Source organism: Paracoccus sp. NSM, from assembly GCF_052379855.1.
Taxonomy (GTDB): domain Bacteria; phylum Pseudomonadota; class Alphaproteobacteria; order Rhodobacterales; family Rhodobacteraceae; genus Paracoccus.
On record NZ_JBQTCG010000009.1, the window covers coordinates 1 to 12095 of the forward strand.

Annotated in this window: 14 protein-coding genes, 1 tRNA gene and 2 pseudogenes; 8 read left to right on the forward strand and 9 right to left on the reverse strand. The window is 65.8% G+C overall.

Translation table 11 applies throughout. The features are described 5' to 3' along the window. Positions 1–68: 68 nt before the first annotated feature. Positions 69–1043, reverse strand: a pseudogene (locus tag ACTZWU_RS12640) (DUF932 domain-containing protein); the annotation flags it as partial. 191 nt (positions 1044–1234) lie between these two features. Between ACTZWU_RS12640 and ACTZWU_RS12645 the strand changes: the two are divergent. After that, the gene (locus tag ACTZWU_RS12645; protein ID WP_444737725.1) at positions 1235–1480 is read left to right on the forward strand and encodes a helix-turn-helix transcriptional regulator; all 246 of its coding nucleotides are present in this window, start codon (positions 1235–1237) and stop codon (positions 1478–1480) included. 259 nt (positions 1481–1739) lie between these two features. Here the strand turns inward: ACTZWU_RS12645 and ACTZWU_RS12650 are convergent, their stop codons facing one another. Beyond that, on the reverse strand, positions 1740–2021 hold the full coding sequence (locus ACTZWU_RS12650) for a hypothetical protein (RefSeq protein ID WP_444737726.1): 282 nt from the start codon (positions 2019–2021) through the stop codon (positions 1740–1742). 54 nt (positions 2022–2075) lie between these two features. On the opposite strand from ACTZWU_RS12650, the pseudogene ACTZWU_RS12655 reads away from it, so the two are divergent. Next, positions 2076–2453 (forward strand): annotated as a pseudogene (locus tag ACTZWU_RS12655) (tyrosine-type recombinase/integrase); the annotation flags it as partial. A gap of 207 nt (positions 2454–2660) precedes the next feature. Here the strand turns inward: ACTZWU_RS12655 and ACTZWU_RS12660 are convergent. The 4 genes from ACTZWU_RS12660 to pdxH form a co-directional block, all read right to left on the reverse strand. Further along, positions 2661–2735 (reverse strand) — tRNA-Glu (locus tag ACTZWU_RS12660). A gap of 132 nt (positions 2736–2867) precedes the next feature. Next, the gene (locus ACTZWU_RS12665; protein ID WP_444737727.1) at positions 2868–3281 is read right to left on the reverse strand and encodes a DUF192 domain-containing protein; all 414 of its coding nucleotides are present in this window, start codon (positions 3279–3281) and stop codon (positions 2868–2870) included. An 88-nt stretch (positions 3282–3369) separates the two neighbouring features. After that, positions 3370–3960, reverse strand: a complete 591-nt coding sequence (locus ACTZWU_RS12670; protein WP_444737728.1) for a cold-shock protein — start codon at positions 3958–3960, stop codon at positions 3370–3372. Positions 3961–4098: 138 nt separating this feature from the next. Further along, positions 4099–4713 (reverse strand): pyridoxamine 5'-phosphate oxidase, encoded by a 615-nt coding sequence (gene pdxH / locus ACTZWU_RS12675; protein WP_444737729.1) that lies wholly within the window; start codon positions 4711–4713, stop codon positions 4099–4101. A gap of 84 nt (positions 4714–4797) precedes the next feature. Between pdxH and fabI the strand changes: the two genes are divergently transcribed. The 6 genes from fabI (at position 4798) to ACTZWU_RS12705 (ending at position 9332) form a co-directional block, all read left to right on the forward strand. Beyond that, entirely contained in the window at positions 4798–5628 is an 831-nt protein-coding gene (fabI, locus tag ACTZWU_RS12680) for an enoyl-ACP reductase FabI (protein WP_444737730.1), read from the forward strand. A gap of 28 nt (positions 5629–5656) precedes the next feature. Then, positions 5657–6265 (forward strand): LysE family translocator, encoded by a 609-nt coding sequence (locus ACTZWU_RS12685; RefSeq protein WP_444737731.1) that lies wholly within the window; start codon positions 5657–5659, stop codon positions 6263–6265. A 13-nt stretch (positions 6266–6278) separates the two neighbouring features. After that, complete coding sequence (gene gpt, locus ACTZWU_RS12690) at positions 6279–6779, forward strand: xanthine phosphoribosyltransferase (protein WP_444737732.1); 501 nt, start codon at positions 6279–6281, stop codon at positions 6777–6779. A 133-nt stretch (positions 6780–6912) separates the two neighbouring features. Beyond that, positions 6913–7587: a PRC-barrel domain-containing protein gene (locus tag ACTZWU_RS12695; protein ID WP_444737733.1), complete on the forward strand. Its 675-nt coding sequence runs from the start codon at positions 6913–6915 to the stop codon at positions 7585–7587. Positions 7588–7750: 163 nt separating this feature from the next. Further along, positions 7751–8488, forward strand: a complete 738-nt coding sequence (locus tag ACTZWU_RS12700; protein WP_444737734.1) for a calcium-binding protein — start codon at positions 7751–7753, stop codon at positions 8486–8488. A 106-nt stretch (positions 8489–8594) separates the two neighbouring features. Further along, positions 8595–9332, forward strand: a complete 738-nt coding sequence (locus ACTZWU_RS12705; RefSeq protein ID WP_444737735.1) for an invasion associated locus B family protein — start codon at positions 8595–8597, stop codon at positions 9330–9332. Positions 9333–9401: 69 nt separating this feature from the next. On the opposite strand, the gene ACTZWU_RS12710 is transcribed toward ACTZWU_RS12705, so the two are convergent. The 3 genes from ACTZWU_RS12710 to lpxD form a co-directional block, all read right to left on the reverse strand. Then, complete coding sequence (locus ACTZWU_RS12710) at positions 9402–10610, reverse strand: beta-ketoacyl-[acyl-carrier-protein] synthase family protein (RefSeq protein WP_444737829.1); 1209 nt, start codon at positions 10608–10610, stop codon at positions 9402–9404. 107 nt (positions 10611–10717) lie between these two features. Next, entirely contained in the window at positions 10718–10981 is a 264-nt protein-coding gene (locus tag ACTZWU_RS12715) for an acyl carrier protein (RefSeq protein WP_444737736.1), read from the reverse strand. Positions 10982–10993: 12 nt separating this feature from the next. Then, the gene (gene lpxD / locus ACTZWU_RS12720) at positions 10994–12088 is read right to left on the reverse strand and encodes a UDP-3-O-(3-hydroxymyristoyl)glucosamine N-acyltransferase (RefSeq protein ID WP_444737737.1); all 1095 of its coding nucleotides are present in this window, start codon (positions 12086–12088) and stop codon (positions 10994–10996) included. Between the last annotated feature and the right edge of the window lie 7 nt (positions 12089–12095).

Consider the following 12095-nt stretch of genomic DNA (forward strand, 5'->3'; position numbering starts at 1 on the left):
CCTCGTCCATCTTGCCGAGAAAATTCTACTTATGCAGCCCCTTGCTTTCGGGGGGATTACCCCCCCCCCCGCGCGACCACCTTCTCGCGCGCGGCGCGGATGCCGTCGATGAAGGGCGCAGGTGAGGACTCGGCGAAGCGGGTCAGGGCCGGGGCAGCCTCATGCGCGAAGCGGGAAGCAGCGTATTTCGAGTGCCGGATGGTGATCTCCTGGAAGTCCTCGACGCCCCACAGGTTGCGGTTCTGGCAGACCGCCCGCAGGTAGAAGCTGGCGATGCCGAGCGTCTTGGCCCCGACCTCGGAGTTCCAGGCGTAGAAGCCGCGGAAGTAGAGGTCGGGCGCGCCGTCGGGCAGGCGCCCGGCCTCGATGGGGTTGAGGTCGTCGACGAGGAACAGGAACACGTCGCGGTCGGACGCATAAAGGGTCGTCGTGTCGCGCGTGATGTCGACCTGCGGGTTGTAGATGCCGGTCGACCAGTCCAGCACGCCCGGCACCTTCCAGCGGGTATCGCCGGTGCCGTTCCCGGCGATGCGGCCGACGGCCGAGACCAGTTCGTGGTCGTAGATGCGGCCGTAATCGGGTCCGGTCACGGCGCGCAGTTCCGTGCGGCCGTCCTCGGTCTCGAGCGTCTTGATCTGCTCGGCCCGATGGTTGGTCAGCCCGTACTGCAGGTTGATCCCCGCGAGCGGCGCGGGCAGCTGACGCAAATAGGCCGCGGGCGCGCCGACGAGGCTCGATAGCTGGCCAAACGACCAATGCGTCGGCGCGACGGGCGCATCCGTGCCAGGCAGGACGAGGCCCAGCCGCTCGGGGTTGTCGCGGCTTGCCTCCACCCGGATCGCGGCGCTCTCCACGGTGCGGGTGCGGCTGCGCTCGGCCCGGCCCTTGACCGAGGCAAAGAGGTCGTCGAGCGACAGGAAGCGCTCGTCATCGGGCCGGTTGAACCATTCCGACGACACCCGCCCCACGCGCTCGCCTCGCGACACATCCACCTTGTAGCCGCCGGTCACGTCGCGGCCGCCATCCAGAACCTGCACATCCATCGGTCATCTCCCGAGACGGGCGACGCAGGGCCTCTCCCTCGCCTCCAAACCCGTCACGGGACCTGACGGGACCTCTCGCTCTTAGCGCGACGGGGCCGGTCTTCGTACTACGCCGGGCTGGAAGGCCTAGACGGGGCGACCTCATGTGCGCAGGCTGGACGGACAAGTGACTGCAGGCCGGATGCTGAATCATGGAACAAAAATCGGCAGATAGCCGGTACTGCCAACCACCGGAGCGGCGCGGCCTTTGCAGAGGGGAGGCGGCGGAGTACATTGGTGTAGGCGTCTCGAAGTTCGACGCGATGGTGGCAGACGGGCGCATGCCAGCCCCCAAGCGCATCGACGGGCGCCGTGTCTGGGATCGCCGTCAGGTGGATCGCGCCTTCGATCTTCTGGAAGGCGGCGGCGCTGTGGAGGACAACCCCTGGGATTTGTGAAGGCTATGCCCTGATGAAAATGATGCGGTTGAAATACGTGGTCGAGGACACCGACCGCCATGGCAATGTCCGCATCTACTATCGCCGCGCTGGGCATCCCAAGATCCGGTTGGGTGGTCCCGTCGGCTCGCGTGAGTTCCTGATCGACTACCAGCGTGCGGAGTCGGGCGAGGCCTACAAGCAGAAGAAGAAGGCCAAGGAGAAGAGCCAGATCGGGCGGCCCGGAACGCTGGGCTGGCTGTGTGTCCAGTATTTCAAGTCACCCATGTACCGGCAACTCGACGCATCTACCCGTCGGACGCGTCGGTCGATCCTCGAGCGGTTCTGCCAGAACCATGGTGACGGCGAGAAGCCCTACGCCAAGCTCCTGCCGCGCCATCTGCGAATACGTCGCGACGAGATGATGAAGACGCCGGCGGCGGCGAACACCATGATCAAGACCATGCGGCAGCTGTTCCGCTTCGCGGTACGCTACGATCTGCATGACACCAACCCGGCGGCCCAGGTCGAGTACCTGACCACCAATGCCGAGGGCTACCACTCCTGGTCCCTCGACGAGATCGAGGCCTACGAGAAGGCCCACCCTTTAGGGAGCATGGCGCGCCTTGCGCTGGCGCTCGCGCTCTACACCGGCCAGCGCCGGTCCGACCTAGTGCGGTTCGGATGGAAGGACGTCCGCGAGGATGAGGAGGGTGTCCTTTGGATCGGCTTCACCCAGCACAAGGGTCGCAATCGCCATCCGATCACGCTGGAAATCCCGATCATCCCCGAATTGCAGCGCTACCTCGCGGATGACCGGGTGGGCGACACAACATTCCTGATGAGCGAATACGGCAAACCCTTCACGGCAGCCGGATTCGGCAACCGGTTCCGCAAGTGGTGCGATGCGGCAGGCCTCGGTCATTGCTCGGTCCACGGGTTGCGAAAGGCGGCGGCCGCCCGACTGGCCGAGCTCGGCTGCAGCGAATTCGAAATCATGGCGATCACGGGTCATCAGACCTCGAAGGAGGTCACGCGCTACACGAAGGGGGCGTCCCAGAAACTGCGTGCCGCCAGTGCGCTCGCAAGGCTAACTCAGCCGCGCGAGACGGCGAAAAGTGTCCCACCTTTTGCGACCCGTCCGGGCGGTGGGACAGTCTTGCCCCGGAACCGGCTGAAAAACATAGGTATTTCGGGAAAATGGCAGCCCGTAGGGGAATCGAACCCCTCTTTCCAGGTTGAAAACCTGGCGTCCTAACCGATAGACGAACGGGCCACTTTCTGTTTCGCTTCCGGCGCTTGCCGTCTGCGTGAGGCGGTAATTAGGCAAAGCCGGCGGGGGCTGCAAGCGGAAAAAACGCGTCGCGGTGATTTTTTTCGCGCCGCCCGCTCCCCGGCGGCAATGACCCTAGCGGCAGGGCCAGGCGGCCTTGTCCTGATCCAGTCGGGGATGCGCCAGAACAGCATTGCGGCCAAGGCCGAGGCGCGCGGATTCGCCACCAGCGATCTCGAGGACCATCAGGCGTTCCGGGCGGGGATCGCCCGCGGCGGCGCCCGGAATGGGCGTCTCGTCCAGGGGGCGGGCTTGCGGATGGATATGGCGGACGGTGCCGCTCTCGTCGATGAAGATGAGGTCCAGCGGGATCAGCGTGTTCCGCATCCAGAAGCTGACAGGCTGGGGGCGTTCGTAGATGAACATCATGCCGCCCTGCTCGGGCAGCTCGGTCCGGAACATCAGACCACGAGCGCGTGTCTCGGGCGTGTCGGCAATCTCGACCTCGAAGACCAGCGGCGCATCGGCGCCCGTGGCGAAGACCGCCATATCATCGCGGCATTCAACGCGGGGGGCATCCTGAGCCCCTGCCCCGGCTGCCGCGACGAGGACCAGAAAAGCGGCGAAAAGACCCGCCCTATTCGGCCACATGTGCAAGATAATCGCCGCGATCCTCGCCCCGTTCGATGGGCACGCCCTTGTCGGGCGCGCTGACCGCGGCGTCCCAAGACGCGACCTGCGCGGCCATCAGCCCTCGCGGGCCCTCGATCACGCGCAGACAGACCGCCTCGCCTATGACAAGGTCGGCAAAACCGGAATGGCGCACGACTTCGATATGGACGAAAACGTCGTCGGGATGACCGTAGATATTCGCAAAACCGAAGCCCTTGGCTTTGTCGAACCACTTCACCCGGGCGGGTCGCAGGGGCAGAGTGTCAAGGTGTTCGATGACGGCGATGTCCAGATCGGCGATCGGCGGCGTGCCATCGGTCGCCGGCGGCTCGATCAGCACGATCTCGGCCGCCTGAAGGCCTCTCTGGGTTTCCTGCACCATCACGACGATGCGCGACTGGTCCGCGACCGAGCCACGACCGAAATTCCGCAGGACATTCGCATGCAGCAGGATGTCGGGCCCGCCATCCTGATCCAGGATGAAGCCATACCCCTTGGTGGGGTCGAACCACTTGACCAAACCGGTCACACGCTTCAAGGACACGTCGTCTGGCATGCTGTTCCCATATTCCTGCCCGGATTGCATTCCACGCAAAGTTAGAGGCCCTCGCTCCATTCCGCAACAGCCGAATGAGGCAACTGACTCCCTCCGTATGGAATCTCAGCGTAACCTCGGGGCAGCAACCGGGTCAACTTATGGTGAGAGGCGCTGAACCCGCCAACCCGTGTCGCCACCACGCTCCCAGACAAATCGGTCATGCAGCCTGAAAGCGCCATCGGCCCAGAACTCGATGCGCTCCGGCTTTATCCTGTAACCGCCCCAGAACGCAGGACGAGGGGGATTTGTTCCAAGCCGCAGACCCATTTTTGCCGCCTCGGCCATCAGGGCGCCCCGGCTGGCCAGAGGCTGCGACTGGCGCGAGGCCCAGGCCCCGATCCGGCTCTGCAGGGCGCGGCTGGCGTAATAGGCGTCGGCCTGGGGACCGTCCTCGCGGGTGACGGTGCCGCGCACGCGGATCTGGCGGCGCAGGGATTTCCAGTGCAGCACGAAGGCTGCCTTGCCGCTGGCCTCGATCTGGCGACCCTTGGCGCTTTCGTAATTGGTGTAAAAGACAAAGGACCCGTCCAGCCCCGCCCCGTCGATATCCTTCAAGAGAACCATGCGCACATCGGGCATACCCTCGGGATCGACGCTGGCCAGCGCGATGGCATTGGGGTCGTTCGGCTCAGTCGCTTCGGCCTCGGCCAGCCAGGCGCGTGCGATGGCAAAGGGGTCATCGCCTGCGAATATTCCGGTCCGATCATCCATGGGTTGCATCCTGCGCGCTTGAAGCCATGCCATGATTGGCCTAATCACAACGTCGTAAAGTGTTGAAACCGCGAGGGACAGGCAATGTCAAGCGAGCAGGGGTGCGGCCTGATGTCAGGCAAGCGCGGCCTTATCATGGGGCTGGCGAATGACAAGTCGATCGCCTGGGGCATCGCCAAGGCGCTGGCCGATCAGGGCGCCGAACTGGCCTTCAGCTATCAGGGCGAGGCGCTGAAAAAGCGGGTCGAGCCGCTGGCGGCGCAGCTGGGTTCGGACATCGTCCTGCCTTGCGATGTCTCGGACGAGGCCACGATCGACGCGCTTTTCGCTGGCCTTGCCGAAAAGTGGGACAGCATCGACTTCATCGTCCACGCCATCGGCTTTTCCGACAAGGAGCAGCTTCGCGGCCGCTATGCCGAAACGACGCGCGACAATTTCATGATGACGATGGACATCTCGGTCTATTCCTTCACCGCCGTTGCGCGCCGCGCCGCCGCGATGATGTCGGCGGGCGGGTCCATGCTGACGCTGACCTATTACGGCGCAGAACGCGTGATGCCCCATTACAACGTCATGGGCGTCGCCAAGGCCGCACTGGAAGCCAGCGTGCGCTATCTGGCCGAGGATTTCGGCAAGGACGGCATCCGCGTGAACGCGATCAGCGCAGGCCCGATCAAGACGCTGGCCGCCAGCGGCATCGGCGATTTCCGCTACATCATGAAGTGGAACGAGCTGAACTCGCCGCTGCGCCGCAACGTCACGACCGAGGATGTGGGCAAGTCGGCCCTCTACCTGCTGTCGGATCTGGGCAGCGGCGTCACCGGCGAGGTGCATCACGTCGATGCGGGCTATCACGTCGTCGGCATGAAGGCCGTGGACGCGCCCGACATCGCCGCCGTGGTCAAGAAGGACTAGCCCCCAAGGGGCCAACCGGAGCCGCGCGATGCTTCAGATCACCACTGCCGAAATGGCCGTTTTCGTGGCGACCCTGTCGGTGGCGATCCTGTCGCCCGGCCCCGGCGTGATCGCCGTCAGCCAGGGCGCCTTTGCCCTGGGCCGCCGCCATGCGCTGGCCTATGGCTGGGGGCTGGCGCTCGGCGCCTCGATCTGGTGCCTTTTCGCGCTGCTGGGGCTGACGGCCCTGTTCCGGGTCGCGCCCTGGACGCTGACGGCCATGACGATGGCGGGGGGCGCCTATCTGGTCTGGATCGGGGCGCAGATGTGGCGCCATGCGGCTGACCCGCTGCCCGATCCCGCCGGTGGCGGGATGGGCTTTGCCGCGGGCGTGATGCTGAACCTCGCCAATCCCAAGCCCGCGCTGTTCTATTCGGCGGTGCTCTTGTCGATCTTTCCGGCGGTGCTGAACCTTGCCGACAAGGGGGCCATCTATGTGGTGGCCTTGTCGGTCGAATTGTTCTTCTATACCGCATTGGCCAGCCTGATGGCCCTGCCCCTGCTGCGGCGGCGCTATCTTGCATCGAAATTCTGGATCGACCGGGCGGCGGGTCTGGCCATTCTGGCGCTTGGCCTCTCGCTGATCCTGCGCCTCTGAAGGAGAGAAGATTGTGAACGACCGCCTGCCCCACGAGAAAGGCTTTCATGTCAGCTGGGACCAGCTGCACCGCGATGCCCGCGCCCTGGCCTGGCGCCTGGACGGAACCGAATGGCGGGCCGTCGTCGCCGTGACGCGCGGCGGCCTTGTCCCCGCGATGATCGTCGCGCGCGAACTGGACATCCGCACGATCGACACGATCTCGATCCGGTCCTACAAGGGCGTGGGCGCGGCGGCCGGTCAAGGCCAGCTCGAGGTGCTGAAAAGCCCCGATGCCGACCTGATGGGCGATGGCGAGGGGATTCTGGTCGTCGATGATCTGGTCGATAGCGGCCGCACGCTGGAACTGATCCGCCAGATGTATCCCAAGGCGCACCTGGCCACCGTCTATGCCAAGCCCAAGGGCAAGCCGATGGTCGCCAGCTACGTGACCGAGGTCAGCCAGGACACCTGGATCTTCTTCCCCTGGGACATGGCTCTGCAATACGTCCAGCCCTTCCGCGGCGAGGACTGAGGCCCTCGCGGTCGGCGGCAGGCTTCCGCCGATCGCACATCGCGCGTCATGGGCCGGGAACCAGCAGCCCGGCCATGGAATTGTATCCACAATAGCAGCCCGACGGGCGCTTTTGTTTTCAGGAGGATACACCATGCGCAAGCTCATGCTGACCACCGTTCTGGCCCTGCCCTTCTCGGTTGCGGCCTTCGCGCAGGACACCACCGTCCCCGCCGACGATCCGGCCATGCAGCCCGCCGGTGATGCGACCATGACGGCCGATCCGGCAGCTGACCCGATGGCCGCGTCCGGCGCCGATCCCATGGCCGATCCCATGACCGACGACGCGGCGATGGAAAGCGATGTCGAGGCTGACATGGCCGCAGCGGCCGCCAGCGAAAAGGTCGTTCAGCAGCAGGACCCGAACGAACTGCGCCTTGACTGGATCACCGGCACCAATGTCCAAGCCCCGGACGGGACGGATATCGGCTCGATCAAGGACCTGATCCTCGACGGCGAGACGGGCGAACTGAAGGCGGCGATCATCGGCGTGGGCGGCTTCCTCGGGATCGGCCAGAAGGACATCGCCCTGCCCTGGGAAGAGATGACCATCAACTACGACGCCCGCGAGATCACCGCCAGCCTGACCCGCGAAGAGGCTGACGCCGCCCCGGAATATGTGTTCCGTGACCGCGAGACTGCACCTTCGGGCGACATGGCCCCAACGGGCTCCGATCCGGCCATGGTCCCGGCCAATGATCCGGCGGGCGACCCGGCCATGCAGCCGATGCCCGGCGAGACGGCCCCGGCCCCGGCCCCGGCGAACTGAGCTTTCGCTTCATCGATGTGACGAATGGCGGCCATACCGGGCCGCCATTTTCCTTTGCAAACAACCTTTGCCGTGGGGCGCCGGAATCATTTGACGGATCGCGCATATTTGCTCAATTGAACGACAGCAGCAGCAAGCTCTGCGCGTAAAAGGGTGTCGCATCATGGTCTATGAGTGGGCGTTCATCGCCAATGCTTTGATTTTCGGGGGCCTTACGGTCTTCCTGGCCACGGATCCGTTCAGCAGCGACGATGACACCGACAACACGACGCCGGGCCTGAACCTGACCGGCACCAACGACGATGACCGGATGGACGGCACGGACGGCGACGACATCCTGCTGGGTCTCGGCGGCGCCGACGTGATCAGCGGCTTTGCGGGCGATGACCGGCTGGAGGGCAATACCGGCAACGACACGATCTTTGGCGGCACCGGCGATGACAGTCTGGCAGGCGGCGGCGGCACTGACGTGATCTATGGCGGGCCGGGCAATGACGTCATCGGCTCGGACCGACTGGATGCCGAGGTGAACTGGGCGCGCGGTGGGGCCGAGCAGCTGTTCGGCGATGCGGGCGACGACCAGTTGCTGTTCTCGCCCGACGACATCGTGTCGGGCGGCAGCGGGGCCGATTCGTTCCGGATGGTTTATGACGTGCGCGGCGAGGCGGCACAGCTCACCGATTTCGACCCGGCCGAGGACAGCCTGACACTCTATGCCGAATTCGATGAGACCAGCCCACCCGCGGTCACCATCAGCGCCGATGACGAGACCAGGATCACCAGCGTGGCGGTCGATGGCCGTGTCGTGCTGACGCTGAACGGCGTCTTTACCGCCGAACAGCTTGCCGTGACCCTGCGCCAGCGTGGCCTGATCTTCACGGATGCCGGCCTGCCCGCCTGAGCAGGCTTTCAAGGCAAGGTGATGCCGATGGCATGACGTGCTGCCTGACATCGGGCTTGCGGCGTGATAGGCCATGCTCAAGGCTTTGATCAGAGGAAGAAAGATCATGCAGAAAACGACGACGGCGCTGCTTGCCGCTCTGGCGCTGGCCGCCATGCCCGCCTTCGCGCAGGATGCGCCCGCGACCGACACGCCTGCCGAAACCGCTGCCGAAACCGCGACCGAGACCACGACAGAGACCCCTGCGGAAACGACCGCCGAGGCCACCGCCTCGGAACAGGCGGCCGAGGCGGATGGCGCGCCCCGCCCTGGCACCTATTACGCGCTGTCCGAACATCAGGATTGGGTGATCCGCTGCATCCGCACCGAACAGCCCAAAGACCCCTGCGAGATGTACAAGCTGCTGGTCGATGGCGAGGATAACGCCGTCGCCGAACTGTCGGTCTTTCCGCTGCTGAACGGCGAGTTGGCGGCCGGTGCGCGCCTGATCGCCCCGCTCGAGACCGACCTGCTGAACGGTCTGGGCCTTCAGATCGACAATGGCGAGGCGCGCGGCTATCCGTTCGGCGTCTGCACCCAGGTCGGCTGCGTGTCGCAGATGGGCTTCACCGCCGAAGAGGTCGCCGCAATGAAGCGCGGCACCCGCGCCACGATACAGCTTCTGCCGTTTGGTGGCGATCCGGCGCAGCCGGTGAGCCTGGCGGCCTCGCTTTCGGGCTTCACCGCCGCCTTCGACGCACTGTCCGCCTATGTCGAGGCCGAGCCGGAAGCCCCCGCCGCCGAGGATGCGGGGACAGAAGCCGAGGAACCGGCCGACGCGCCCGAAGAAGCGCCCGCCGAGTAACAAGGCACCGCCAGACGAAAAAAGCCCCCCGCATCGCCCGATGCGGGGGGCTTTTCCATGCCGGACGCGTCAGACGCGGCGCAGCGCGATCACCGCGTTCAGCCCGCCAAAGGCGAAGGCGTTCGAAAGGACCGCGTTGACCCGCGCCTCGCGCGCGACGTTCGGCACGACGTCCAGCGCGCATTCGGGATCGGGCTCTTCATAGCCGATGGTCGGCGCGATCACGCCCTCGCGCAGCGCCATGATGCAGGCCAGAAGCTCGACCGCACCGGTCCCGCCGATCAGATGGCCGTGCATCGACTTGGTCGAGCTGATCATCAGGCGGTCGGCGTGATGGCCGAAAGCATGGGCGACGGCGGCGCATTCGGTCTTGTCATTGGCGGCCGTGCCGGTGCCATGCGCGTTGATATAGCCGATCTCGTCGCGGTTCAGCCCGGCATCCTGCATCGCGCCGGTGATCGCGCGTTCCGCCCCCTGGGCCGAGGGCATGACGATGTCCTGCGCGTCCGAGGACATGGCAAAGCCCACCACCTCGGCCAGGATGTCGGCGCCTCGCGCGCGGGCATGGTCGTATTCCTCGAAGACGAAGACGCCCGCACCCTCGCCCTGGACCATGCCGTTGCGGTTGGCGCTGAAGGGGCGGCAGGCATCCTTGGACATGACGCGAAGCCCCTCCCAGGCCTTGACGCCGCCGAAGCACAGCATCGCCTCGGAGCCGCCCGCCAGCATCACCTCGGCCGCACCCGAGCGCACCATCTGGAAGGCCAGCCCCATCGCGTGATTGCTGCTGGCGCAGGCGGTGGCGACGGTGAAGGACGGGCCGCGCAGGCCGAACTCCATGCTGACATGGCTGGCGGCGGCATTGTTCATCAGCTTGGGGACGACGAAGGGGTGAACGCGGTTCTTCCCTTCCTCATAGACGGCGCGGTAGTTTTCGTCCCAGGTGTTCAGCCCGCCCCCCGCCGTGCCCAGCACTACACCGGACCGGAAGCCGAGCGCGCCCTCGAAATGCAGGCCCGATTGCTCGACCGCCTGCTTGGCGGCCAACAGGGTGAATTGGGTGAACTTGTCGTAAAGCAGGATCTGCTGGCGGTTGAAATATTGCTCGGGCTGCCAGTCATGGACCTGCGCGCCGATCTGGATCGACAGCCGCTCGACATCGCGGAACTGCAGCTGGGTGATGCCCGAACGTCCCTCGCGGAACGCCTCCAGCGTCGAGGCCACGTCGGCGCCAAGGGCGTTGATCGTGCCGGCCCCGGTGATGACCACACGCCGCAGACCCGACCGCGCGGTCAGCCCGCCCGTCCCCTGCACCGCAGGCGCCGCAAGGCCCGCATCGGCCAGCGCCTCGATATCGGCGGGCGGGGTCTTGTCCTTGCCCGCCATCAGCCCTTTTCCGCCACCAGCCGTTCGACCGCCGCGATGATCGTGCCCATGGACGAGATGTCGAAATCCGATTTCTCGGGTTCGTTGGCGTTGAAGGGGATCGAGATGTCGAACTCCTCCTCGATGGCGAAGATCGATTCGACCAGGCCCAGGCTGTCGATGCCCAGATCCTGAGGCGTCGCCTCGTCTGTCACCTGGTCGGGGTCAAGCATGGCCTGTTCGGCGATGATGGCACGGATGCGGTTCTTGATGTCGTCGGTCATATGGCCTCCTGATCAGCCCTTTTCCAACAGTCGTGTAACGGATTGCTGAAGTTTTGAAAGCTGTTCTGCGAAACGCGGCAGACGGCGCATGGCCTTCTGGATCTCCATCTGCGTTTCCATCTTCACGGCGGGATTGCCCAGGATCACCCGGCCAGAGGGCACGCGGGTGAAGATCTTGGTCGCGCCCCCGGCAATCACGTCGTCGCCGATTTCGATATTGTCACTGACGCCGACCTGTCCGGCCAGCACCACCCGGTCGCCGATCCGCGACGAGCCCGCAATGCCCACCTGTCCGCAGATCAGGCAGTCGCGGCCCACAACCACGTTGTGGCCAAGATGCGCCAGATTGTCGATCTTGGTGCCCGATCCGACCTGCGTGGCGCGGATCGTGCCCCGGTCGATCGTGGCATTGGCACCGATCTCGACATCGTCACCGATCTCGACCCCGCCAAGCGAATGGATGCGCGTCCAGTGCTGCGCCTTGATCGCGTCGCGCTGGCCAAGGCTGCGGCGGATTTCCTCGATGCCGGATTCCTCAGGGGTGACGAACGAAAAGCCGTCGCCGCCGATCACTGCGCCGGGTTGCACGATCAGCCGGTCGCCTGCCGTGACGCCATGGGCGATGCGCACGCCCGCGTGGATGAGCGCGTCGTCTCCGATGCGGCTGCCCCGCGCGATGCTGGCATGGGCGCCGATCCGGGCGCCTGCGCCGATGACCACGCCTGCCCCGATCACGACGAAGGGTCCGATGGACGCGCCCTCGCCGATCTGCGCCGAAGGGTCGATGACCGCGCTGGCATGGATGCCGGGCGCGATGTCGGGGCCGGGGTCGAAGGCCTGCGTCAGCCCGGCCATGACCAGCCGGGGCCGGGGCGCGAAGATCGCGGCGCGCAGGCCAAGCGGTTCAGGCTCCATCCCCTCGGCCAGGATCGCCATGGCGCCGGGGGCCAGCGCCTCGGCATAGCGCGGCGCCATGGCCAGCGCGATGATCCCGCCCGAGGCGGCGCCTGCGGCGGCGGGTTCGGCGGCGCCGGTGACGTTCAGGTCAAGCTCGCCCCAGGCGCGGGCGCCGAGGGACTGGGCCAGGTCGCGGATGGTGATCGGCATGTCGCCC

Bases quoted from the DNA above. Each gene is read 5' to 3' on its own strand.
- ACTZWU_RS12685 (WP_444737731.1), top strand. From the start codon at position 5,657: ATGCTTCAGATCACCACTGCCGAAATGGCCGTTTTCGTGGCGACCCTG.
- ACTZWU_RS12665 (WP_444737727.1), bottom strand. From the start codon at position 3,281: ATGGCGGTCTTCGCCACGGGCGCCGATGCGCCGCTGGTCTTCGAGGTC.
- ACTZWU_RS12715 (WP_444737736.1), bottom strand. From the start codon at position 10,981: ATGACCGACGACATCAAGAACCGCATCCGTGCCATCATCGCCGAACAG.
- ACTZWU_RS12705 (WP_444737735.1), top strand. From the start codon at position 8,595: ATGCAGAAAACGACGACGGCGCTGCTTGCCGCTCTGGCGCTGGCCGCC.
- ACTZWU_RS12670 (WP_444737728.1), bottom strand. From the start codon at position 3,960: ATGCCAGACGACGTGTCCTTGAAGCGTGTGACCGGTTTGGTCAAGTGG.
- fabI (WP_444737730.1), top strand. From the start codon at position 4,798: ATGTCAAGCGAGCAGGGGTGCGGCCTGATGTCAGGCAAGCGCGGCCTT.
- lpxD (WP_444737737.1), bottom strand. From the start codon at position 12,088: ATGCCGATCACCATCCGCGACCTGGCCCAGTCCCTCGGCGCCCGCGCC.
- pdxH (WP_444737729.1), bottom strand. From the start codon at position 4,713: ATGGATGATCGGACCGGAATATTCGCAGGCGATGACCCCTTTGCCATC.
- ACTZWU_RS12700 (WP_444737734.1), top strand. From the start codon at position 7,751: ATGGTCTATGAGTGGGCGTTCATCGCCAATGCTTTGATTTTCGGGGGC.
- ACTZWU_RS12645 (WP_444737725.1), top strand. From the start codon at position 1,235: ATGGAACAAAAATCGGCAGATAGCCGGTACTGCCAACCACCGGAGCGG.
- ACTZWU_RS12695 (WP_444737733.1), top strand. From the start codon at position 6,913: ATGCGCAAGCTCATGCTGACCACCGTTCTGGCCCTGCCCTTCTCGGTT.